This is a genomic window from Bacillus sp. FJAT-45066 (assembly GCF_002335755.1).
Lineage (GTDB): Bacteria > Bacillota > Bacilli > Bacillales > Bacillaceae_I > Bacillus_CD > Bacillus_CD alkalisoli.
In genome coordinates this window covers 939,880-962,749 of the sequence record NZ_NISQ01000001.1, presented here as the reverse complement: position 1 = coordinate 962,749, position 22,870 = coordinate 939,880, and the positions used below count along the sequence as shown (strand labels likewise).

Annotated in this window: 22 protein-coding genes and 2 pseudogenes; 7 read left to right on the top strand and 17 right to left on the bottom strand. The window is 35.5% G+C overall.

The window, feature by feature from the left end:
* Nucleotides 1-38: 38 nt before the first annotated feature.
* From CDZ92_RS04830 to CDZ92_RS04820, 3 genes are all read right to left on the bottom strand, one after another.
* A complete protein-coding gene (locus CDZ92_RS04830; RefSeq protein WP_096154017.1) occupies nt 39-509 on the bottom strand; it encodes a VOC family protein in 471 nt (156 codons plus the stop codon).
* Between the two features lie 343 nt (nt 510-852).
* On the bottom strand, nt 853-1,038 hold the full coding sequence (locus CDZ92_RS20225; RefSeq protein ID WP_141395198.1) for a DUF6366 family protein: 186 nt from the start codon (nt 1,036-1,038) through the stop codon (nt 853-855).
* Nucleotides 1,039-1,114: 76 nt separating this feature from the next.
* Complete coding sequence (locus tag CDZ92_RS04820) at nt 1,115-1,894, bottom strand: PhzF family phenazine biosynthesis protein (protein ID WP_096154015.1); 780 nt, start codon at nt 1,892-1,894, stop codon at nt 1,115-1,117.
* 314 nt (nt 1,895-2,208) lie between these two features.
* On the opposite strand from CDZ92_RS04820, the gene CDZ92_RS04815 reads away from it, so the two are divergent.
* Together CDZ92_RS04815 and CDZ92_RS20470 are read left to right on the top strand one after the other, a co-directional pair.
* A complete protein-coding gene (locus CDZ92_RS04815; RefSeq protein WP_096154014.1) occupies nt 2,209-2,469 on the top strand; it encodes an HRDC domain-containing protein in 261 nt (86 codons plus the stop codon).
* Nucleotides 2,456-2,602 carry an HRDC domain-containing protein gene (locus tag CDZ92_RS20470; RefSeq protein WP_096154012.1) on the top strand — a complete coding sequence of 49 codons (147 nt, stop codon included), beginning with the start codon at nt 2,456-2,458 and terminating at the stop codon, nt 2,600-2,602. Before CDZ92_RS04815 ends, CDZ92_RS20470 begins: the two co-directional genes overlap by 14 nt.
* A gap of 203 nt (nt 2,603-2,805) precedes the next feature.
* Here CDZ92_RS20470 and CDZ92_RS20465 read toward each other — a convergent pair whose 3' ends face one another.
* Nucleotides 2,806-2,856 carry a hypothetical protein gene (locus CDZ92_RS20465; RefSeq protein ID WP_369679958.1) on the bottom strand — a complete coding sequence of 17 codons (51 nt, stop codon included), beginning with the start codon at nt 2,854-2,856 and terminating at the stop codon, nt 2,806-2,808.
* A 320-nt stretch (nt 2,857-3,176) separates the two neighbouring features.
* Between CDZ92_RS20465 and CDZ92_RS04805 the strand changes: the two genes are divergently transcribed.
* Nucleotides 3,177-3,722, top strand: a complete 546-nt coding sequence (locus tag CDZ92_RS04805) for a DUF6199 family natural product biosynthesis protein (RefSeq protein ID WP_096154010.1) — start codon at nt 3,177-3,179, stop codon at nt 3,720-3,722.
* Between the two features lie 261 nt (nt 3,723-3,983).
* On the opposite strand, the gene CDZ92_RS20460 is transcribed toward CDZ92_RS04805, so the two are convergent.
* The 3 genes from CDZ92_RS20460 to CDZ92_RS04795 all read right to left on the bottom strand — a co-directional run bounded on the left by CDZ92_RS20460 (nt 3,984) and on the right by CDZ92_RS04795 (nt 6,480).
* The gene (locus CDZ92_RS20460) at nt 3,984-4,061 is read right to left on the bottom strand and encodes a putative holin-like toxin (RefSeq protein ID WP_227521581.1); all 78 of its coding nucleotides are present in this window, start codon (nt 4,059-4,061) and stop codon (nt 3,984-3,986) included.
* 531 nt (nt 4,062-4,592) lie between these two features.
* Nucleotides 4,593-5,663 carry a M14 family zinc carboxypeptidase gene (locus tag CDZ92_RS04800; RefSeq protein ID WP_096154008.1) on the bottom strand — a complete coding sequence of 357 codons (1,071 nt, stop codon included), beginning with the start codon at nt 5,661-5,663 and terminating at the stop codon, nt 4,593-4,595.
* Nucleotides 5,664-5,976: 313 nt separating this feature from the next.
* Nucleotides 5,977-6,480: a GNAT family N-acetyltransferase gene (locus CDZ92_RS04795; RefSeq protein WP_096154006.1), complete on the bottom strand. Its 504-nt coding sequence runs from the start codon at nt 6,478-6,480 to the stop codon at nt 5,977-5,979.
* A 221-nt stretch (nt 6,481-6,701) separates the two neighbouring features.
* Between CDZ92_RS04795 and CDZ92_RS04790 the strand changes: the two genes are divergently transcribed.
* Complete coding sequence (locus CDZ92_RS04790) at nt 6,702-8,120, top strand: M20/M25/M40 family metallo-hydrolase (RefSeq protein WP_096154004.1); 1,419 nt, start codon at nt 6,702-6,704, stop codon at nt 8,118-8,120.
* Nucleotides 8,121-9,547: 1,427 nt separating this feature from the next.
* On the opposite strand, the gene CDZ92_RS04785 is transcribed toward CDZ92_RS04790, so the two are convergent.
* Complete coding sequence (locus CDZ92_RS04785; protein WP_096154003.1) at nt 9,548-11,197, bottom strand: M20/M25/M40 family metallo-hydrolase; 1,650 nt, start codon at nt 11,195-11,197, stop codon at nt 9,548-9,550.
* A 537-nt stretch (nt 11,198-11,734) separates the two neighbouring features.
* On the opposite strand from CDZ92_RS04785, the gene folE2 reads away from it, so the two are divergent.
* Nucleotides 11,735-12,631: a GTP cyclohydrolase FolE2 gene (gene folE2 / locus CDZ92_RS04780; protein ID WP_096154001.1), complete on the top strand. Its 897-nt coding sequence runs from the start codon at nt 11,735-11,737 to the stop codon at nt 12,629-12,631.
* 183 nt (nt 12,632-12,814) lie between these two features.
* On the opposite strand, the gene CDZ92_RS04775 is transcribed toward folE2, so the two are convergent.
* The 4 genes from CDZ92_RS04775 to CDZ92_RS04760 all read right to left on the bottom strand — a co-directional run bounded on the left by CDZ92_RS04775 (nt 12,815) and on the right by CDZ92_RS04760 (nt 17,494).
* Entirely contained in the window at nt 12,815-13,177 is a 363-nt protein-coding gene (locus tag CDZ92_RS04775) for a hypothetical protein (protein WP_096153999.1), read from the bottom strand.
* Nucleotides 13,178-13,983: 806 nt separating this feature from the next.
* On the bottom strand, nt 13,984-15,279 hold the full coding sequence (locus CDZ92_RS04770; RefSeq protein ID WP_227521476.1) for an ABC transporter substrate-binding protein: 1,296 nt from the start codon (nt 15,277-15,279) through the stop codon (nt 13,984-13,986).
* A 298-nt stretch (nt 15,280-15,577) separates the two neighbouring features.
* Nucleotides 15,578-16,870, bottom strand: a complete 1,293-nt coding sequence (locus CDZ92_RS04765) for a voltage-gated chloride channel family protein (protein WP_096153995.1) — start codon at nt 16,868-16,870, stop codon at nt 15,578-15,580.
* A 9-nt stretch (nt 16,871-16,879) separates the two neighbouring features.
* Nucleotides 16,880-17,494, bottom strand: coding sequence for a DUF421 domain-containing protein (locus tag CDZ92_RS04760; RefSeq protein WP_096153993.1), 615 nt, complete (start codon nt 17,492-17,494; stop codon nt 16,880-16,882).
* Nucleotides 17,495-17,904: 410 nt separating this feature from the next.
* On the opposite strand from CDZ92_RS04760, the gene CDZ92_RS04755 reads away from it, so the two are divergent.
* On the top strand, nt 17,905-18,786 hold the full coding sequence (locus CDZ92_RS04755; RefSeq protein WP_096153991.1) for a helix-turn-helix domain-containing protein: 882 nt from the start codon (nt 17,905-17,907) through the stop codon (nt 18,784-18,786).
* 183 nt (nt 18,787-18,969) lie between these two features.
* Here CDZ92_RS04755 and CDZ92_RS04750 read toward each other — a convergent pair whose 3' ends face one another.
* From CDZ92_RS04750 to CDZ92_RS20455, 4 genes are all read right to left on the bottom strand, one after another.
* Nucleotides 18,970-19,947, bottom strand: coding sequence for a sensor domain-containing diguanylate cyclase (locus CDZ92_RS04750; RefSeq protein WP_096153989.1), 978 nt, complete (start codon nt 19,945-19,947; stop codon nt 18,970-18,972).
* Between the two features lie 2 nt (nt 19,948-19,949).
* Entirely contained in the window at nt 19,950-20,786 is an 837-nt protein-coding gene (locus tag CDZ92_RS04745; RefSeq protein ID WP_096156915.1) for an alpha/beta fold hydrolase, read from the bottom strand.
* Between the two features lie 346 nt (nt 20,787-21,132).
* Complete coding sequence (locus CDZ92_RS04740) at nt 21,133-21,507, bottom strand: hypothetical protein (protein WP_096153987.1); 375 nt, start codon at nt 21,505-21,507, stop codon at nt 21,133-21,135.
* 108 nt (nt 21,508-21,615) lie between these two features.
* On the bottom strand, nt 21,616-21,666 hold the full coding sequence (locus CDZ92_RS20455; protein ID WP_227521580.1) for an SEC-C metal-binding domain-containing protein: 51 nt from the start codon (nt 21,664-21,666) through the stop codon (nt 21,616-21,618).
* 544 nt (nt 21,667-22,210) lie between these two features.
* Between CDZ92_RS20455 and CDZ92_RS04735 the strand changes: the two are divergent.
* Nucleotides 22,211-22,339: pseudogene (locus CDZ92_RS04735) on the top strand (DUF2200 family protein); the annotation flags it as partial.
* Between the two features lie 95 nt (nt 22,340-22,434).
* Here CDZ92_RS04735 and CDZ92_RS04730 read toward each other — a convergent pair.
* Nucleotides 22,435-22,578: pseudogene (locus CDZ92_RS04730) on the bottom strand (GntR family transcriptional regulator); the annotation flags it as partial.
* Nucleotides 22,579-22,870: the final 292 nt, after the last annotated feature.

Here is a 22,870-nt window from a genome sequence, read left to right as displayed (position 1 = left end):
ATTATCCTTCTACGTTTTAAAATCGGACTGTCTAGCAATTACTTGTTTAAATATCCCACCGCTAATTCCTCCCAATCTTCAAAATACAGCTTATCTGTAATATGTCTCAATTCTTTAGGGACTTCTACATGACACATCAATTCTAGACTGTTGCCATCTAGGTCTTCGAAGTATACTGAGGCATTGCCTTGATGTGGGCGAATAAATGGCTCAATAGTTTTTCTACTACCAAAAGGGACAACATTTACTTGAATAGACTCTAACCATTTTATCGATCTCTTTAAGTCTTCATATGAAACTTGAAAAGCAATATGGCGTAAAGAAGGGTGGTAAGGAGTTTCAAACTCTTTTTCTTCCCATAATCCCAACCAACTTTTACCTTCTTCAATCCAAAAGAAAGCTGTGTCTACATCACGCCAAGCAAGATTCAATCCTAATTTTTGATAAAATTCTATTGAATTTTTTACATTTCTAACTGGTAAGTGTGCTTCATAAAGCCCTTTAATCATCTGATTTTTTCCCTTTCCCTCTGTTCTTAAATATTAATATATCAAATAAAGGATAATGTTAAATCCATTAATAGTATTAAAATATTCTACAACATTAGTAGTAGGTAAATATCACATAAAGAAGAAATATGCTCTTTTTCTGTATAATTTACAATTTCGTTGTGAACTTTCTAATTTCCTTACTTACAACAAAACATACTCTTTAAAGTAAAAATGAGCACTAATCCTTGTACTAGGATTGCGCCCTTTAATGGAATAACTAATATATTGCTGATCTTAAATTTACTTAATGCTTATTGAAACTTTCGCTCCCAAAATTAGCTGAACATATTTGAAAAAGCTTTTAGGAAATATGTTTGTATAAAACATATCCCACTATTAAAACAACAATTAATACCTCTGTTACTTTCCACCTCAAACCGCCAACTAAATCTGCTGAATTTCCATTTCCAGCTCGGTTAATTCTATCAACTAAAGCCGGAGATGTTAAATTAACACCTCTTTTTTTACCAACCTGCGACGCAATCACTTTTTTTCACAAAGTCCTCTAAAGATCTCCCCCCCCACTCTTTGTTTAAGTTTTATTACATTTTAAATACTTCATTTTACTCGATCGTAATTTCTGCAACTGAATATAGGACTGCTTTTCCTGCCATCTTTACTCGTGCTTCTTCATATTTACAATAAAGGGTTCCGCCTCTGCTTGAAATTTGTCTTGCAACTAGTTCCCGTTTTTCTAATCTTTTTGCCCAAAAAGGAATTAGGCTGCAATGCAAGGAACCTGTTACTGGATCTTCGTTTATCTTTAACTTAGGGAAAAAGCCTCTGGAAACAAAATCGAATTCACTGCCTTGAGCTGTAACGCAAACACCCAATCCTTCTGGTAATTTTTCTAATTGGGCAAAGTCAGGACTTATGTTTCTTACATCTTCCTCGGACTCTAGTACAAAAACAAGGTCTCTATTTAAATACGTTTCTTTTGGCACGATTCCTAAAGCGCTAATCATTTGATCAGTAACAGAAATTTCTTCTGAAGGAACAGAAGGGAAATCAAGTTCATATAAATCATCTTGTTTGTTTACAGTTAACTCTCCACTAATTGTATGAAACTTAACGGTATCCAATTGCTTTTCATAGTAATTTAAAATGATAAATGCCGTTGCTAGCGTGGCATGCCCACAAAGGTTAATCTCTCCTCCAGGTGTAAACCATCTAAGTCGGTAATGGCCTTCTTCTTTTACTGCAAAAGCTGTTTCCGATAGGTTATTTTCAATGGCTATTTTCTGCATGAGTTCATCTGAAATCCAATCATTCATGATACATACTCCTGCTGGATTTCCTTCAAAAACCTTTTCTGCAAAAGCATCAACTACAAAATATTTCATATCATTTTCCTCCAGTGTTATAATGTGTTTTATTATTTATTAGTAGTTTACATCTATATGTATATAACACTCAACACCTAACGACTTGGAGTAAGTTTAGTTACTCTAGTAAGGGCCTATCAATAACTAGAACACTAGGGGGTTATTACATCTGTTCAAGTAAAAGGGATAAACCGGGGAAAGGGTAATGTTACCCCGTCCCCGGTTTTGTCTCTTAGACGGTAAAATACTTTTTTAATTTATTGTAAGTCTCCGTTTTTTTGTTTCTTAATGTGTAGTTTCCCACAGAGAGCTCTACTTGAAAGCCATACTATATTTTTAATAACCATACTTTAAGTGAACTTGTTTCGTTGAAACCTACTACTATTAATCAATTATTAGAAGTAACGGGAATGGGACATAAGAAAACGGAAGAATTTGGTGTGGATATCATAAATATTATTAAAAATAATACCGCTTTAGATTCCAATACGAAAACTATTGATATGGACCATTTACGATCGGATCTAACTCAGTACCGCACGGTTACAGCGAAAAAAATTAAACGTAAAACCTTTCTATATATATACGAATAAAACATTAGATTGCATCCTAGAATTGTTACCAACTAATAAGGATGAACTATTAAAAGTCGAAGGTATCGGTGTGAAGAAAGCCGAAGAGTTTGGGGAAGGAATATTAGAGATTGTTAGAAGGTTTAAAAGTTGATAGAAGATGATACTATATCAGAGCTTCTAATAGTTTTCATATAGTAGGCTCTTTCGGTTATAATAAAACTATAAAAAGGCATATACTAAAAAAGACCGCTGGTGCGCTAACACCATACGGTCCATACAATAGCAGGTTCCCTTCAAGGGAATCAGCAATTATTAGGCGTAACCCACCCTATCGCATCCAGGCTCAAGGGTGGGTTATTTTTTGTCTTTTATGATAGATACAACTAAACTAGCAAATGCAATCATTAGCACTAATGCTTGGAAAGTTGACATCATATCGGCATCACCCCCTTCCAACTGGGGTAATGCTGACCACCCTTGAATTTCCCATACTATTGTTAAAATATTATAACAAAAGAACGAACAAGCGTTCCGTATCGGACAAGATATAAAAGAAAATTTCTTCTGATATTCCTCTTTGTCATGTTTATCTTTCCACTTTCACAACAATAAGGTGCTCGGCCCCACTACGTTAAAGTTTTACCATAATGGGGGGTTTTTGTATTCTAAATTATTGAAACTTTTCGATGATATATGCGTAAATTATATAAAGGGATGTGAATATTATGATAATTTATAAACAACTTATCGTTCTTCTTTTTATTTTTCTTTTCATACCAATTACCGCAGTTGCTGAGAGTGATAGTCGTGTTGTCGTCATTGATGGGCAAGAATTTACAGTAACAGCTAGTGTCTCTAGCATAGGCTATGGTTATACCGTTTTGGCTCCAGACGGAACGAAATATAGTTATAATTGCAATACTGTTGGGACGAACATGTCGACTTGCTCTGGTAAGTTTATAGGAGAAAATGATTTTACGATGGAAGAAGATCGAATCATGATGGAGAGAATGGATAAAGCCATTTCGGAATACGAGCTTACATATGGTGTACCACGTGAAGAGAAAAGTAAATCTAGTTCGGGGAACTTTTTTACTGGGCTACTTGCCATCGCAGTCGGAGCATTTTTAACCTTTGCGCCTAGGTCTGCCTGGTACTTAGAAATTGGGTGGAAGCTCAAAGACTCAGAACCTAGTGAAGCCGCTATTTTAATGAATGTTTTTGGTGGAATTATTCTTGGAATTGTTGGGATAGTGATGATGTTTACTTAATTTTACCTATGGGGCCAGATGCCATGGCCATCAATGCATAAAGGGCACTTTCTACTAAAATAACTAAACAAGTCAGTACAAAACTTTATAGTTTTATCTTGCCGTAAAAGAGGTTATAATAACTATATAAACAAGCATATACTAAAAAAGACCGATAGTGCTAGTAACACTAACGGTCTATACAATAGCAGGTTCCCATCAAGGGAGTCAGCATTGTGGGTATATAATCCACCCTAGGTTGCTGCTAGGCTCAAGGGTGGGTTATTTTTTGTCTTTAACGATTGATACAACTAAGCTAGCAAATGCAATCATAAGCACTAATGCTTGAAAAGTTGTCATCATATCGGCATCACCCCCTTTCTACTGGGGTAATGCTGACCACCCTTGAGTTTACCATGCTATTGTATAGATATTATACCATCCACAAGAACGTGTGTTTCACTCTAATCTATGTAATTATCTTTTTTTAGCATTTAGCTTCTGTAGTTAAATATCAAAAAAGCGTTAATACATTGTGAAAGCAGTAAATCTTTTGTTATTTATTAGTTTGAACTTCCATACGATTTACGAATAATTAAGCACCTAAGAATGTATGTTAATAGTCATACTTGAACACAGTTTTTTAACCGTCAATAAATAAGGTGCTTTCGATTAACTCTGTTTTCAAGTCTTGTATTTTCGGTTATAATAATACTATAAATATGCATATACTAAAAAAGACCGCTAGTGCTCTAACACCAAGCGGTCCATACAATAGCAGGTTCCCTTCAAGGGAGTCAGCATTGGTAGTAAGAAAACCCACCCTATTATGCTTGCCGGCTCAAGGGTGGGTTATTTTTTCTCTTTTATGATAGATATGGTTAGTATTACTTATTCGTCGGATTCTTCCCCTTGACGAGTTGTTTGAAATGGAAGTGTATCCCAGAAGCTTGTATCTACTGTTTGAATGGAACCATTTGCAATTGCTTTAACAGTTGCATCAAGTGTGTTTACCGTTTGTCGAATTAAATAACCGTTACTTTTTTGACCAAGGACGGCAGAAGGGTTCGTATGGTCGGACATACCTCGCATTTCGAACAACAATGTAGCAATATCATATCTTAACGCAATTCCGTTACGGCCAATGTTAGCACCAGAACCTCCGTTATATTTTCCAAGATGCCCCCACCCTTTAGATTCAATCTCATGGAAGACAACTGCACCAAGTTTCTTTGATTGTTCTACTATTTCCGGGTTCACATTAGGATTTGTCGGGTATAAAATGGAACCTGATACATATTTGCCATCACGTTCACTTTGTGTTCCTTGATGATGTAAATCAATTAAATAATCAATGTTATATTTTGCTAGTACATTCTCATGTAATACTCTCGCTTCTGGTTGCATGAGTTCTACCTGCTTGTCGTGTTCACGGTTCAAATCATAATTATTCGCATTCGCCCGCGTTAAATGACGATCACCAGCTGCGATATATCGATCCGTAGAAAAATTCACATCCCCCATTGCACCATCAGCATTTAACATTGGAATGACGAGAATATTTACTCCATCAAGTACTGATTTTGTTTTTCCAGTACCTAAATGTTTAATAAATTCTAATGCCCCTTCGGTTGTTAACTGTTCATTGCCGTGTTGTTGTGTTAAGAAGAGAATAGTTGGGTTTTCTTCATTTGTAATATATTTCGCCATGTAAATGTCACGGCCTTTTACCGTTTGACCAATTACTTCTAATTCTAACGCATCTTGTTTTTCTGCCTGTTTATGTAAGTAGTCTACTAGTTCTTCATAAGTAGTCAAAATCGATGTTTGAATAGATTCATTTCCATTATAATTCGGCCCATTTCCAACCGCCCCAGCAGGTAAACCAACTGACGTTAATGCGCCAAATGCCATCACACCTGTTAATGATAACGCTAACATTTTTTTGTTAATTTTTTTCATAAAATCCTCCTTTAATCTCTTTATTTTATGGCTTAAACAAGCTCTCTTTAAGAGTAAAGTTTTTTGAATAATCTGTAAATGGTTATAAACAACCATTCTTCGCCATCCGAAATTTCAGACAAATAGACTGGTTATAGGGCCATAATCCCATTACGTTAAAAACTTTAACACGTTGGGGGTATGGTGCCGTTCGGGACGGGAATACATTTTCTAATTCAAATAATGTTTAATCTATTCCTTAAAAGGTGCCAGACCCCAATCGCAGTAAAGGTTTACTGAACTGGGGTCTGGCAGCTAAATAAATTGCTTATGTTCAAGAAATCTTTTTCCCGAGAATAACCAAATCTCTCTTCATTCCATCCAATTTAGCGACTTCTGGTAGATGAGCCCATTTTTCAAAACCAATGCTTGAAAAAAGTTTAATACTGGGCTCATTATGTGCAAAAACAAAGCCAAGCAAAGTATCAATTTCAAAATTAGGACATTCCTCTATCACTTTGTTTAATGTTATTTTTCCAAGTCCTTTACCTCTAAATTCTTTATGTAAATAAATAGATACTTCGGCAGTTCCATTATAGGCAGGTCTTCCATAGAAAGATTGAAAACTTACCCACCCGCAAACTTTACCCAAATACTCTACAACCCACAAAGGTCTTTTATCAGGATTATGTTCGTTAAACCACTCTACCCTATCGCTTATAGATACAGCTTCCGTATCAGCAGTTACCATTCTGCTTGGAATAGTGGCATTATAAATCTCCACTATCATTGGTAAATCTTCCATACTTGCATCTCTAAATATAATATTGTCTTTCATATAATTGCTCCTTCATAATTTTTCTTTATTTTATAATACCGCTTAGTTCATTAAGTGTATGTATTTTTATAAACTTCTCCATAAAATATCTGTACGATATGTTCGATTGTACTCAATCAAAGTAACACTTATTTTTCTAAAAATTCAAATTTTTTAAAGGAATATTCATTTCGAATCTCGAAGTAATTAATGTACGTTATGATTAGGGAGGGGATTTTAATTTGAGTCACGTCTTATTAGAAGAAATAAGAGTATATACAAAAGAAGCAGTCAATCATTCATTAGAAAGTTTAAAAGACTATTTACGATTACCTACTATATCCGCCCAAAACAAAGCCATTCCTGAAACAGTGGCGTTTGTTGTTAACTTGATTGAAAACGCTGGTGGAAAAGCAGAAGTATTAGATGATTTAGGTGGTAATCCTGTTGTTTATGGTTACTTCGCTGCAACAAAAGATCCAGATATAGCTAAAACGTTACTTTTTTATAACCATTATGATGTTCAGCCACCTGAGCCTTTTAACGAGTGGAAAACAGATCCTTTTGAGCCAACTGTAAAAGATGGAAAACTATTCGCCCGAGGTGTATCCGACAACAAAGGAGATTTCATTGCTCGTTTAACAGCCATCAAAGTTTTAAAAGAAGTAGCTGGCGGACTTCCTTGTAATATTAAGTTTATGGTAGAAGGAGAAGAAGAAATTGGCAGTCCGAATTTAGCACCTTATATTCAAAAATATAAAGAGCTTTTCAAGGCGGATGCATGTATATGGGAATTTGGATCAAAAGATGAGAAAGATCTTGTTAGTATGGTAGCCGGTATTAAAGGAATGGCGTATTTGGAACTAAGTTGTGTTGGTGCTGATATTGACATGCATTCGGCCGTTGGCGCTTATGTAGATAATGCCGCATGGCGATTAGTTCAAGCATTAGCAACAATGAAAGATAAGCATCATCATATTTTAGTAGAAGGATTTTACGATGGCATCGAACAACCGAAAGATAGTGAACTAGAAGCGGTAGCAACATTACCTTTTGATGAAGAAGCCGTGGAAAAATTATATGGGTTAAAACGTCCTTTAATTACAAAGCAAAAAGGAATCGATCCGAGAGAAGCAATGGTATTTGAACCAACCATGACAATTTGTGGTATCGAAAGTGGTTATACTGGGGAAGGAACGAAAACTGTTTTACCGAAAAGTGCAAAAGTAAAGCTAGATTGCCGATTAGTACCTGGTCAAGACCCTAATAAAGTATTTCATGCTGTCCAAAACCATTTAGTAAAACACGGTTTTGAAGATGTACATGTTACGTTGTTAACTGGTCAAAAAGCTTATCGTTCAGACTTTTCCCATCCATTTGTACAACACGTGTTACATACGGCAAAAGAAGCATATCAAACAGAAGCTTATATAGCGCCAAATTCAGCTGGAACTGGACCTATGTATGAGTTTGGAACTCACCTACAACTTCCAATTGTAAGTACTGGTATCGGGTGGGTTGGATCTAAGGCACACGCCCCAAACGAATCGATTCGCCTAAAAGATTTTGAAGATGGTGTCGTTCATATGGCACATATGATGTCTACGTTCTCTAAAGCTTTAACAGATGAAGTGGAAGAACCGGATAGCATTACGACATAATCAAATTTTAACTATCTATATAGTTTTACTCCTTTAGAAAAACGGTTATACTAACTAAATAAACAAGCATATACTAAAAAAGACCGTTAGTGCTGCTAACACTAACGGTCCATACAATAGCAGGTTCCCTTCAAGGGAGTCAGCATTGTTGGTACAAAAATCCACCCAAGGTTGCTGTCACGCTCAAGGGTGGATTATTTTTTGTCTTTTACGCTAGATACAACTTAACTAGCAAATTCAATCATAAGCACTAAAGCTTGAAAAGTAGTCATCATATCCGCATCACCCCCTTCCTGCTGGGGTAATGCTGACCACCCTTGAGTTTCCCATACTATTATAAAAATATTATAGCACAAGTGCGAACTAGCGTTCTATACAAAGTGGGGAGATATTAAACTTTACTCAGCCGTTCAATTTTGACTTTTTCTTTTGTAAAAAATTGATCGTGGGAGACCTCTTCACCATCATTTCTGACTTTTTCTTTTGTGAAATTGATCGTGGGAGACCTTCTCACGTTCATTTTTGACTTTTTCTTTTGTGAAATTGATTGTGGGAGACCTCTTCACCATCATTTCTGACTTTTTATTTTGTGAAATTGATTGTGGGAGACCTCTTCACGTTCATTTTTGACTTTTTCTTTTGTGAAATTGATCGTGGGAGACCTCCTCACGTTCATTTTTGACTTTTTCTTTTGTGGAATTGATCGTGGGAGACCTTCTCACGTTCATTTTTGACTTTTTCTTTTGTGGAATTGATCGTGGGAGACCTCCTCACCATCATTTTTGACTTTTTCTTTCATGAAATTGATTGTGGGAGACCTCTTCACCATCATTTCTGACTTTTTCTTTTGTGAAATTGATCGTGGGAGACCTCCTCACGTTCATTTTTGACTTTTTCTTTTGTGAAATTGATTGTGGGAGACCTCTTCACCATCATTTTTGACTTTTTCTTTTGTGAAATTGATCGTGGGAGACCTCCTCACGTTCATTTTTGACTTTTTCTTTTGTGGAATTGATCGTGGGAGACCTCCTCACCATCATTTTTGACTTTTTCTTTCATGAAATTGATTGTGGGAGACCTCTTCACCATCATTTTCCGCTTTTTCTTTTGTGAAATTGATCGTGGGAGACCTCCTCACGTTCATTTTTGACTTTTTCTTTTGTGGAATTGATCGTGGGAGACCTCCTCACCATCATTTTTGACTTTTTCTTTCATGAAATTGATTGTGGGAGACTTCCTCACGTTCATTTTTGACTTTTTCTTTTGTGGAATTGATCGTGGGAGACCTCCTCACCATCATTTTTGACTTTTTCTTTCATGAAATTGATTGTGGGAGACCTCTTCACCATCATTTCCGACTTTTTCTTTTGTGAAATTGAATACGAGAGCATTGACCTCACCGATCATAAGTCCTAGCCAATTGAATTTTAACCTATTAACTTCTTTATCACTTCATTTGTTAAATTCGGTACGATGTAGTGAGAAAAGTTCAGTTCTGCTCGTTCATATTTTTTATGCGCATCAAAGCCATATGGGCCGATATTGATAACTGGAACGTTAATAGCTCGAATATCATCATAGTTGATAAAATGTTTCTTCCCCCAACTTGGATTATTTCGAGAAACTGCCTCAATTCCTTGTTCGTCGTCACTTAATGCAACAAAGCTCATATCCGAAATGTAAGGGAAAAAGTTTCTCGTCACAATTGGATGTTCATAGTGTGGTTGGACAAACTGAACCGCATTGTCTAACGCTTGAAGTAAGTTTTGTTCGTTTTCATCTTTTCCTGTTACTTCAATACGTGGTGAATATAAAGAGGAGTAAAAAAGAATAATGGCAGGACTTTTATCTTCTATCCATTTCCATGCTTCTTCGACTACTCTTGCTGAATACATTCGCGTATCTAGTGATGAATCTTCTAGTAGTTTTTCTTTAAACGTATTCATTGACGACACATATTCATCTCCATATTTCTCTACTAGCTTTTCTACCATTTCTTCGTAAATGAAGACACGTGGTTGCCAAACGACTTCTCGTATTGGTTCACTAGTCGTTTCACAATACGTTTGATAACTTTTCTTAAAGTCTACCAATGCATCGGAAAAAGCAATTGTTGCTTGCTCTTTTAATAAATCTAGCACATCTTTCGGTGACCAAGAATGAATAAAAAAGTTGTAATACACATAAGTGGAAAGAGCCGTTTGCACTGTATAGGTCGGCTTTAAGTCGGTTTGTTTTAACGACACTGGTGGAACCGTTCTTTCTCCGTAAGCTTCATTACAAAGGTCAGGATTATAACTAATTTGTTTTGTTAAATAGGAGGCGATGAAATTTGGATCGATTCCTTCAAAGCAAGAACCTACATGTGTCTCTGACCCGGTAATGAAAAAAGATGGCAACAATTTCCCAACTGTTCCTTTATAAATATAACGATTTTCATCCCCTTCGTAACGAGGAGAAACAAAATCAGCATTTATAGCTGCGATATATTCGAAGTTTTGTTCCTTCTTCCATTTGCGTAACGTCTTTAATGCAGATAATATTCCGTGTGAACCGTCTTCTTCATCACACTCTGCCACAAAAACTATGTTCCCTTCTAGCTGATCCGGATTTTCACTATAGTACTTTAATAAATATAAATGACTAGCTAGTCCACTTTTCATATCAAGCGATCCACGGCCGAACATCCAATCTCCGGATTTTAAATGTTCTTCAACCATGGACGGTACCGCTTCTGTTAACATTTCTTCCACGAGATCGTCAGGAGAACAAGCTGCATCTTTTATTTGTCCAAAATCATCTATCCCAACCGTATCTACGTGCCCCATTAACATAACAGTTTTATTACTAACCCGCTTCGTTCCTTTTATATAAGCAAGCACATTGTAACGCTGCTTGTCATCGTCCACTGTTTTTTCCAAAACGATAGAAGAAGAATTCGCTTGAAAATAAGACAATTGTTTAAGCCAATTATAAATAAAATTAGCCATATCCGTTTCACCAGAAGTATTAACAATACTCTCAATGTTTACAAGTTGTTTTGTTATCGTTAAAACATCGTTATGACAAGTTAACATGAAAAATCCCCCTATGGGCAACATTTATTAGTAACCCTAAATAAATAGCTAGACTTATTATACTAAACTTTTTTTCTTTTAAAAATAAATCTTTATTGGTTAAATCTAATTATAAAAGCTCCCAACCTCAAAAAAGAGACAGGTTACTTGTCCCATTTACAGACATGTAACCCGCCTTACATGTAAAATCTACACAATGCTAAATAATAAAAAAGAAATATACGATTGTGCTGCTAACAATACAAGTACATGCAATAGCGGATTCCCTCGAAGGTAGACAGCCACCCTATCATGCATGGTTGAAGGTATTTTCCTAATGATGTTTTTTTATTATTGTCGCTCTATATCTTCAAACACTCTACTTGCTGTAGCTTTTTGCTGTCCAACGTATTTTCCTGCATAAGGATTAGCTTCTTGATCAACTTCTGCTAAAACCCTTCATTTATTAGACTATTAACACATTAAGTCTTGTTTATCACACAATGGAAGTGCATAATAAATAAGAATTATTACGATTAGCAAAAAAGGAGAATAACCATGAAAGAAATTAATCTTCCTGATAAGACATCTAGACACCGTCATTTCGGTTCAGTTGACCCAATTGTCGGAACAAAGCCTACTGAAAAAGAAAAAATGCATGACTTGCAGAATACAGACAATGATTTTTACTTTTCAATCGAGCATGTAGGTATTAAAAATATAACATATCCTGTTATTATTACTTCTTCGATGGAACCAAAGGAACAGCATTCTATTGGTAACTTTATGCTCACCACTAGTCTAGTTCGCAATCAAAAAGGTATAAACATGAGCCGTTTACCCGAAGTATTACATACTTTCTATCAAAACGGATTACAATTAGACTTTTCTTCCTTAGCGGATGTTAGTAAACTATTAGCAGAACGAATGAATCAATCCTCATCCACTATTGAAGTAAGCTTCCCTTGGTTTTTTGAAAGAAGAAGCCCTTCTATGAATCTTGCTGGATTAATGAAAGCTGATGTTACTTTAGAAACGACATACAAGGAAGGTATAGGATGGAAAGAAAAAATTTCCATGTCTGCAGCTGTTACCACTCTTTGTCCATGTTCAAAAGAAATTAGTGAGTATAGTGCACACAATCAACGAGGAATCGTAACCGTACAAGTAGAACTATCCCAAGATGGTTCATCACCTTCAAATATAAAAGAGATATTACTCGATGTTATGGAGTCTAATGCAAGTGCAAAACTTCATCCCATCTTAAAAAGACCAGATGAAAAGAAAGTAACAGAGCAAGCATACGAAAATCCTAGATTTGTAGAGGACCTTATTCGTTTAATTGCTGCAGATCTATATTTATTAGATTGGGTGAAAGCATTTACCATTGAATGTCGTAATGAAGAATCTATTCATCAACATGATGCATACGCTAAAATGTCGTACCGCAAATAAATATATACCCTGGGATCTATTCTATAAAATCCCGGGGTATTCATACCGTTTAAACTCGAGTTTAATTAATCTTGTTGTCTAAGGATAAAGAAGAATTCGATATACTGTTAAGTAATTCATGCGAGTTAAAATAGATAAAGGTGCCATCTCCCAATACACGGGGGGCTGGCACCTGTTTTTGTACTATTGGCTATTAAATTTTTCTATCGTTTCTTTGTTATCTCCAATGGAGAAAGTTGTAAAAGAAACGTTGCTACCTATTTCTACTTCTTTTCCTTCAATTTGTTTTTTTGCCTCTTCTGACAGACGATAATTCACATCTTGATTTTCCACCGTAATAATAACTTCATCTTCTGCTGTCTTAATACTCTTTACTATGCCAGTAATTTCAGTGGTTTCTCCACCAGCAAGCATTATACCACTTATATCACCTGATGCCTCATCCCCAATATCATTGGTTTTTTGACCGGTAAACCCGCATGCACTTAGGACTGATATTAATAAGAAACAACCCAATACTAAAGCTAGATTCTTCATTTTCAACACAAATATCTACCTCCAATTTTTATCTTTCATCTAATAGGTCGTAAAATAGTCAAAATAGTTTCACATTTTTTCAAATAATTCTATCTGGTGAAAAAATACGCTTAACGCAATAGGAACCAGCATATTTTGTTGCCCTGAGACTAGTTGTTAGCGTGACCTGACCGTCAAGCTTATCCACCAAAATTCAAGTATCGTATCCTATATTTAAAAAGTAATAAAAATTGAAAGTAACTAGCACGTGAAAAAGAGGCTGGGAGAAAATTGGGGGGGGAAAATATTTAAGAAGAGGCCCAAAGATTAAAAATCTTGATCTTTGGGCCTCTTCCATTTAAATTAACCGGATTTTACAATCCCTTTATACTTACTAAATGCTGATGAAGTGTATCTTCTTTATATATATTATTTTGGCCAGATGAACTTCATTAGCCTTTTGAATTTGAAGTTCAACGTTGATAATTTATTGTAATTAGATGAAGTTCAACTACGATATATTTTTTTGGCCAGATGAACTTTATCGGCCTTATGAAGTTCAGCTAGGATAAATTTTTGTAGCCAGATGAACTTCATCAGCCTTATGAAGTTCATCTAGGTTAAATTTTTGTAGCCAGATGAACTCATTAGCCATATGAAGTTCATCTACGATCATTTTTTGAAGCCAGATGAACTTCATTGGCCTTATGAAGTTCAACTACGATATATTTTTTGGCAGATGAACTTCATCGGCCCTATGAAGTTAACTACTATCATTTTTTTACCATACTAATTTCTAAAGCAAGTTTAAACTTCATTGGATTGAAATCTCTCCATCAATTATGTAAGTTCTCCACTACCTCTTCCGCTCTTTTTAAGCCTTCGTCTGGTGATAGGTTGTTAACCATAACATGGTCTATCATATGGTTAATTTTTCTCTTGTAGTCGGCGTATTCAGTCGGAGTTGAGAATACTTTCGTTACTGCTAGATTTTGAAGCATGAAGGAGTAAATCTCAGCTTCTTTTTCAGTAAATTCTGCTAAGGCTGCTTCTGCCCCTAGTTTATTTGCTGCGATATCGAAAGTTTGGCTTGCCCAATATTTTTGTGCTTCTGGACCTGTTAAGTATTGAATGAAATCCATTGCTTCGTCTGGATTTTTCGCACCACGTGGTATTTCTACTACAAGTCCTTCGCCTGTACTCCAATGGTCAGTGGAATCACTATATGCTGGAATAGGTGCAACACCTATATCAATAGTAGTATCATCTTCGCGAATGGAAGAATATAAACTTCCGTCACCTACCCACATCGCTACTTTTTCTGCAAGGAACGGGTTTGAATGAATTTCCATAAAGTTTGCAGTAAATACATTTACTGGACTTACTCCATATTTATCACGCCATTTTTTCAACCATGCTAAACCTTCTGCTTTCTTATCTGTATGAATGTTTAACTTGGTGTCCTGTATGAAGGATTGTCCATCATCTGCATTGACCATCCATGAAGTGGCACCAAATCCACCCCAAAGAGGATGAAAACCGATACGTTCATAATGATCTCCTTGCTTCCAATCTAGAAAACTTGCATACTCCTCTAATTCTTTCCACGTAGAAGGTGGGTTATTAGGATCTATGCCTACCTCTTCATATGCTGCCTTATTATAAAATAATACGTTTGTATTGGTCATAAAAGGAATAGCATATGTTCTCCCTTCGGATTCTACTACTTCCCAAAGGTGTGGATAAAACATCTCTTTATATTCTTCCGTTATGTAACTACTTATATCTGTAACCTGGTTAAGTGTTGCTCGATATGTGACGGACTGCATATCATTTATGATGACATCCGCTGGGTTTCCTGTTGCAATAGAGACGATATTGTTTGTCCAAATTTTCCCTTTCGGAAAGGCTGTATGGTTTACAATTACTTCATCTTGAGAGTTGTTATAATCGTCTATTATTTTTTCAATAATTGCATTACTAGATTCTGATTCCCAAAATGTCCAAAAATCAATGTTTACCCCTCCATCCTCCGCCTGAACAGAGCGAATTTGACCTGGCTCACATGCCACTAATGATAGAACGATACATACACTTAAAAGTAAAGCGCCGATTTTGCTTAGTTTCATCATTCAATTCCCCTTTTAACAAATCTTGTTACCATCTATAGCCTAGTTACCTCTATAAGCTATCTACTAAACATAGATTAGGGAAACTTGTATTTATTTTTGTCACCTCCAATGGAAAAAGGGCTAGTCGTTGTTAGTAAAGAAATTACAAACTGTATGACTGGCCCTAGATTTTTTAACGCTCTATAATTGATGAAGCTTTTTTACAAAAATAAGATTATTTAACATTACAATGCTTTAAAAAACAAACGAATAAATGATTGTCCACCCATTATACTGATAGAGCCTACGATCACACCACTCAACCATCTTTCTTTTCCACCGATTCTATTGTTTCTCCTTTTATGAAACGATACAATCTACTTTTCGGCTCATAAACCTTCTGAGAAGGCCAAAGTCCGTGATGTCCAGAAAAAATAAAACTCACGAAACATGCGACAAAAAAGAATTCTATCCCTTTTCCATCAAACATTTCCACACTTAACAGGAAGGCCGCAATCGGTGTGTTGGCACCACCTGCAAAAACAGCAATCATTCCTAAAGCTGCAATAAAAGACAATGGCAAGTCTATGAATGAGGACAAAGTGTTTCCTAACGTTGCGCCAATAAAGAATAGTGGGATCGCCTCTCCTCCAACAAAACCACTTCCCATTGTGATGGCTGTATATACTAGTTTAGCTAAAAAGGCGAACGTCGGTACCTCTTCTAGAAAAGATTGCTCTAGCATATCTAATCCACGGCCATTGTAATCTGTCGTTCCAAGTACAATCGTTAAAAGCACAATAACACAACCACCAACAAAAGCTCTTTTCATATGATTCTTTTTGAAAATCTTCTCAGAAACATTTTGTATACCGTGCCTTAATTGGCAATAAAGTACACTTACAAGACTAAAAATAATAGCCATTATGATTACTTTTGTAAAAGAGAAACCCGAAACTTCTGGAACAGATTTTATATGAAAGCTTTCATGCTTTATTCCCCAAATCCCCTCCGTCACATAGTGCCCAACGAAGCTTGCAACTAGGCAGGCAACAAGTGCCTCATATTTTAATTTACCTACTGCTACCATTTCCATACCGAATATAGCGCCTGTGATTGGGGTACCAAAAGCAGCACCGAATCCTGCACTGATTCCACTCATTAATACTATTTTAGTATCAAGTTTATTCACTTTAAGAAACTGAATAACGGACTGAGCTATACTTCCCCCCATTTGAATGGCTGCTCCTTCACGACCTGTTGAGCCACCAAAGAGAATGGTAATAAACGTACCTATGTAGACAAAGGGACCTAATCTTTTAAGTACGGTTGCCTTTCCATGTACTCCTTCAATTACTAAATTATTTCCCTTCGCAATATCATTACCGTTCTTTTTCCCATAGTTCATATACATAAATCCAATCAAAATTCCGCCTAAAGGAAGAAAATAGATGAGCCAAGGGTTATTTTTTCGAATTCCATCTCCAAGAAAATCATTCGTCTTTAATAGAAAGGCTGTTGTAGAACCGATTATTATTCCAATAATTAATGCAAAAATGATCCACCTGATAATGGTAAAAAGAAATAATTTATACTTACCCATTTTTTTCATGCTGCTTCCTCATTCCAAATATTTTGGAGGTGCCACTTGGTGTTTATTATCTTTAACTTCTGTAAAAATATTTTCTGTTTCATCAGAAGAGTTAAAGAGATTGGGAGCGGGTGATGATGTAGGATTTGTTCCCTGTAGCATTGATATAATTTGTTGAATATCTCCTTTTGTTGCATATTGTTTATCAGGTTTTAACATATATCCTAACTGTCCGTTAGATTCTATCGTTGCCCATTGAAGGTCACTTATGTTTTGTATCCCTTGCTGACGTAATCGTAATTCTAGCATGTCAACCGTTAAACGGAGTTTCTTCAAGTTCCTCTCGTTTATTTTTCCGTTTTCAATAATCATTAAGGATTGTCCATAAAAGAACTTCTCCAGTTTATCTACTTTCATCACGATATACTCAATGAAAAGAAGATTTAGTACAAGGAATAGAGTAATAAGCATCGTAATCCATATGTTTCGGTCACCAACTGGTTGGATAATGAGTGAGCCGACAGCCACCATCATCACTGTTTGAGCAACGGTTAATTGTGAAATAGACTTCCTGCCTGCTAATCGTAAAATTAGTACTCCACCAAACACAATAACTACTGCTTTCCATATAAAATGTAAATCCATAACCGTCCCCCTTATCTTTATTATGATTTTAAAAAATAAGCAATTTATTCATGAAAATAAATTATTTAATCTTGTTAGTCCCTCGGGCATGCAAGCTGCTTTAAGAAAATAAAAAGAGACCCCTGCTTTAACAGTGATCATTGTCAGTAAATCTCCAGACCAACTTTCTTTCTTCCTATTTACAGAGTAAACGGAAAAAATTTTTTGAGGTTCTCAATGTCTTTGACACATTTTTAACTAAAATAATCATTCTCCTTAAAATAGTTCTGGTAAACGCATCATTTTCTTTAAGGGAAACGTTGCGTTTACCCTTCTTTCCCTTCTGGATATGCGTCGTTTACTATTTTTGCTTGTTCATGCTCTTTTATTAAAATCTTTGTAAAACTACATAGAAAAGGAGCAGTTTTATTATGGAAACGTTCACTTTTGAAAATATCAAAAGCTATCAAAGTTTTGCTAGTTTGAAAGAAATGAACGAGGTGGTGCGGAGGTTTTTATATACGTACAAATCATCATTGTCGAATGCGGCCATTGAAGTCGTTCGGTATATTGCCAAACATTCTTGTAAAGTAATTGGTGTCTCTTTTTCCAAAAACGAAACGATCGCAAATGCATTGAATATTAGTTTACGAACGGTAACACGTTCTATTTCGAAATTAGTCGAGCTTGGTATCCTAAAGAAAATACATACTGTCCGGGAGAATGGCAAGCAAGGTGTCAATTTGCTAGTCATTGTGCCTTTTTTTTCAACCAAAGTGTCCACCTATCATGACCAGGCAGGTGACCACCCTAATAAAACTAGTAAGAAACTAGATTCACTCTGTGAGAATAAAAAACCTATTTACGATAAAGAGGGAAAATCGGTCAATCCCCTATCTTCTTCCCTTTTGGATCAGAAAAATTTAAAGAAAGATCCTACTGAATATATTGATAGCAGCTACTTACCTAGTTTTATCCATCCGGAATTTGTGAAGGTTGCTGATCCATTTTTTACTGCAGTTGAAATATTTTCCCTATGGGGTCGTGTTAATACTGCCTATAACAAAATACATTTTGATCGTCCTTTAGAGGAACTTATCCCTACAGTTGTTCAATCGTTGAAAGTATCTATTTTTATGCAAAAAAACAAAAAGATTCATAAGTCATTTGCGGGCTATTTTTACAATACGTTGTATGCGAACTTTATTGTGGAAAAAAGGAAAGAAAATTATCATAAGTTTATGTTTGACGTGTTTGCGAAGATGTTGGAAGATGGGGAATGCATCGAGGGGTCTGACACTGCGATTCATTAAGTATATAAACAAGCATATACTAAAAAAGACCGCTGGTGCGCTAACACCATACGGTCCATACAATAGCAGGTTCTCTTCAAGGGAGTCAGCAAATAAGGAGATAATCCACCCTCATTAAGCTTCTCACGCTCAAGGGTGGGTTGTTTTTTTTCATGATAGTTACAATTAGAACTACCAACGTGATCACACCATTTGTGAAGCATGTGTGATCTTGTTTCGACCTTTATGTTTTGATGCATATAACGCTGCATCAGCTCTAGATTGAATTGATTTTTTCGTATCCCCCTTCCTAGTAGTTGCCACCCCAATGCTGACTGTGACAGAAGGGATTGTCCACTCTGCGGTTTCTATACTTTTTCGGATCCGTTCTGCAACAATGATGGATTCATTGATATTTGTATTTGGGAGAATCAATGTAAACTCCTCTCCGCCATAACGGGCAGCAAAATCATCTTCTCTTAACTCATGCTTTAGTAGGTTCGCAAACTTTTGAAGAATTTGATCCCCTACTAAGTGACCAAAATTGTCATTGATCCTTTTAAAATAGTCAATGTCAATTAAGAGAAGTGAAAATAGAATAGATGTTTCTTTAAACAATGATAGGTTCTTATATAATGCTTCTTTGTAACTCCTCCGATTAAATAACCCAGTTAATTCGTCAGTCACAGCTAATCGTTGTAATTTTCTATTTAATTCTAACAATTCCTTTTGTTTGTATTCTAACTCGATTTTCACTTTTTCAAGTTCAGAAATTGCCTGTACTTTCTTTTTTTCACTTTCTTCCGCATCTTTTTTTGCAGCTAAAATTACTTTTTCATGCTCATACCGTTGTTTCATCGGAAATAGGATACAATCATTTATAATCAAACCATCTCGTTTTATACGCACCCCATTAAGAAGAACAGGCAGATTTTGACCGTTTTTTAATTTTAATGTAATGTGCATTTCTTCTACTTTTTCTTCTACTTTCATCCTAGGAAAAAAGTAAATTTGGAAAATTATTCGACTAGGTTTTGTTAATATAAGATTAACATGTTCCTCTTGCACCTCTTCGATATCGTAGTTAAGTATTGTAAGCAAAGTTTGATTTATACATAAAATCGTACCGTTATCGGAAAGTGTCAAATAGCCGCATGGAGCATAGTTCAACTTTTCGTCCATATCTATGAACCTACCTCTTGATTATTGGTTTTCCCGGTAGTAGTAATATATTCCTTTATTAACTGTATCGTCTCATCTGGATGACTCATATGAGGACAATGTCCAGTAGCTTTCATTAGGCGGAGTTCACTGTTTGGCATATTTAATTTGATATAATGCCCAACCTCTATTGGCGCAACGTCGTCATCCGAACATTGCAAAATTAACGAAGGAACCTTCACAGCCGGTAATAAACTTCTATAGTCAGAAAAGAACGTTGCTATTGCAAATTCACGTGCAACTACAGGATTTGTCGTACAGAAACTTTCTTCTAATTCAGCAGAAAGCTCCGGCCGATCAGGATTTTTCATCACCAGGTTGGAAAGATAATTAGACCATCCTATATAGTTTAATTCCATCATATTGATTAATCCTTCAAGATCTTCCTTTTCAAATCCACCTATGTATTCAGGTGGGTCGTTTAAATAACAAGGAGATGGGCCAATCATGATTAACCTTTGAAATAATTCAGGTTTTTGAATCGATGCAAGCATACCAATAACAGATCCAACTGAATGTCCAATAAAAATAACTTTATTCAACTCCAATGTTGTACATATCTCCAGAACATCTTGTGCATAACCGTGTAATTCACGATATTTATTAGAACTGTATGCTTCATAATCCGACTTTCCTGAACCAACATAATCAAAAAGAATTACCTTATAATTACTCTCAAAAGCTGGTGCCACAAACCTCCACATATTTTGATCACAACCAAATCCAGGTGCAAAGATAATAGCCTGCTCCCCTTTTCCAGCGATTGTTACATTATTTCGTCTTAGAACCATATTCACTATACTCGACCTCTCACTCATGTTGATAAAATGTTATATTTACTCGCGAAATAGTTAAATTTTACTATAAATTTCATAATATATTAGTTCTATTTTAAATACAATATTAAGACTCGAGACTTGGAGCCAGCCCTGACACCAATCTTATGACGCTTGAGGTCAGCGGAAACAATAGAATAATCGTTAAAATAGTATCTGCCATCTAGGTCCCTCCTAGTTAAAAAATTAAAGTGCCAGGTGCCAGGTGCCAGGCACCACCCGAATTTTGTCGAATACTAGCAGACCTTATTCAAATTTGAAACTTTGAGCCCATCCTACAGCTCAATCAACCTTAGTTGTCTATTTTTTCTCATTCTTCATGCGTAATTCCAAAAGGCGCTCCACCTTCTGTACATCCTGCTATGAATGCAAAAGTTTCATCAGATTCAATTAATTCTTTTAGAGCTTCGTTTCTTTTTTTCTCTTTTTTTCTTAATTTAGCTTGCTTCTTTTCTTTCATAATTCTAGTAACATACTTTTCTTCTTCTTGACTAATTTTGGCTCCAAGCATTTGGAGTTCTTTCTTCGAATTTTTTAGATTAAGACCGAACGTTTTCGAATAACTTGTTATAATGTTTTTTCCTTGATACGTTTCAATCCATTCTTTTCCTTTTTTCATACGTACGTCTTTTAGCAGTCCCCAAAATTCCTTCTTCTTACTTTTACCTTTGTTTCGCTTCTTCATAGTAATTTAAGATTTCTCCTTACTGTGCTAACAGTTGCTGTTGCTTTCACGGTTATTTTCTTAGTACCGCTTGGATATACTACATCTTCTTTTTTCATACAACATTTTTTATATTTTTTCCCTCCCGCTACCACACGGACAGTTTTGATTTCGACTTATACTAATTATCTAAAAACCTCTCTTACCCTAAAAAGTTATCTTAGTTAATTACAACTTTAAAACTTGCGATGGTAGATTTCAATCACATTACTTGAGTTTTAGATAGATTAACTAAAACTATGTTTCATTTATCATAACTAGAGACAAAAGACATCAAGATTCACATTGAAATTCGGTAGTTATTGTTGGTGAAAGGTCCAGACCCCAAGAGCGTTAAAAATTTATCATGCTGGGACTGGTCCATTTTCAAAAATGCGCCGATAAATTAGTTCTATTACCGATAAACCTGGCTAATCGCTGATTGGAGTTACGTATTCGCCGATTAATGCTTAAGTTTTCGCTGATAGAACCCGAAAAATCGCCGGTAGAATACAAATTTTCGCCGATAAAACCAAAAAAAGCGCCGATAAACAAATAACCATTCAAATTCCTATCCGAATTTCTTACCAAAAATCGATTATATTGTTTTTGTGGTAGATTAAACATATACAATTTTACTCGTTTTCAACTTTAGTTCGTTTGAACTCTACTATTTTTCGTACTAAAATTGGAAAAGCAAACATCCTTTGAATCATTTTTTGAAGAAGCACCTCAACTTAATCCTTCGAGAGAGTTAATTAAAGGTGTTGTCTGTGGTGTGCGAGTGGAAGACATTGAAGAGCCAACTATGAAGTTAACTACATAGGGGGCAAGTTTCGTGACCAAACATAAGATTTATACAATGAGTTTCGCAAGTGATTAACCGCATTATGTTGCGAAAGCAGAGAATAGGAGATTAATTCCTTTCGCTACAGTAATGTGGTTCACCTTATAAAACTGAACAAGCTGATTCGTTGATGGAATTTGGTCATGCGCTTTTAGTTGATTGTTAAGAATCTGACTTTCAATCACTTCTTTTATTTGAATAAATATTGGCTTTTTTCATCTGAAGTTTTACTCAATGGGTACCTCACCTCCATATTTGTTATATGGTTATATATGACTATATGAGTATACGCACTAAAGTCAATGATTTAAATAAAGACTTTATAAAAAATTAGCGAACAGCTTAAATCACTGTTCGCTTAGCTTATATGCCCAATCAAACGTTCTTTAGAAAACAAAAAGTGCCTATCGAATCTTTAATAGTATCGTTTCTTATACACGCAAAAAATTTAATAAATTTTAATTATATGTCCATAATACATAATGACCAAAATTTGGA

Bases quoted from the DNA above. Each gene is read 5' to 3' on its own strand.
- CDZ92_RS04830 (WP_096154017.1), bottom strand. From the start codon at position 509: ATGATTAAAGGGCTTTATGAAGCACACTTACCAGTTAGAAATGTAAAA.
- CDZ92_RS04820 (WP_096154015.1), bottom strand. From the start codon at position 1,894: ATGAAATATTTTGTAGTTGATGCTTTTGCAGAAAAGGTTTTTGAAGGA.
- CDZ92_RS04805 (WP_096154010.1), top strand. From the start codon at position 3,177: ATGATAATTTATAAACAACTTATCGTTCTTCTTTTTATTTTTCTTTTC.
- CDZ92_RS20460 (WP_227521581.1), bottom strand. From the start codon at position 4,061: ATGACAACTTTTCAAGCATTAGTGCTTATGATTGCATTTGCTAGCTTA.
- CDZ92_RS04800 (WP_096154008.1), bottom strand. From the start codon at position 5,663: ATGAAAAAAATTAACAAAAAAATGTTAGCGTTATCATTAACAGGTGTG.
- CDZ92_RS04795 (WP_096154006.1), bottom strand. From the start codon at position 6,480: ATGAAAGACAATATTATATTTAGAGATGCAAGTATGGAAGATTTACCA.
- CDZ92_RS04785 (WP_096154003.1), bottom strand. From the start codon at position 11,197: ATGTTAACTTGTCATAACGATGTTTTAACGATAACAAAACAACTTGTA.
- folE2 (WP_096154001.1), top strand. From the start codon at position 11,735: ATGAAAGAAATTAATCTTCCTGATAAGACATCTAGACACCGTCATTTC.
- CDZ92_RS04770 (WP_227521476.1), bottom strand. From the start codon at position 15,279: ATGATGAAACTAAGCAAAATCGGCGCTTTACTTTTAAGTGTATGTATC.
- CDZ92_RS04765 (WP_096153995.1), bottom strand. From the start codon at position 16,870: ATGAAAAAAATGGGTAAGTATAAATTATTTCTTTTTACCATTATCAGG.
- CDZ92_RS04760 (WP_096153993.1), bottom strand. From the start codon at position 17,494: ATGGATTTACATTTTATATGGAAAGCAGTAGTTATTGTGTTTGGTGGA.
- CDZ92_RS04755 (WP_096153991.1), top strand. From the start codon at position 17,905: ATGGAAACGTTCACTTTTGAAAATATCAAAAGCTATCAAAGTTTTGCT.
- CDZ92_RS04750 (WP_096153989.1), bottom strand. From the start codon at position 19,947: ATGGACGAAAAGTTGAACTATGCTCCATGCGGCTATTTGACACTTTCC.
- CDZ92_RS04740 (WP_096153987.1), bottom strand. From the start codon at position 21,507: ATGAAGAAGCGAAACAAAGGTAAAAGTAAGAAGAAGGAATTTTGGGGA.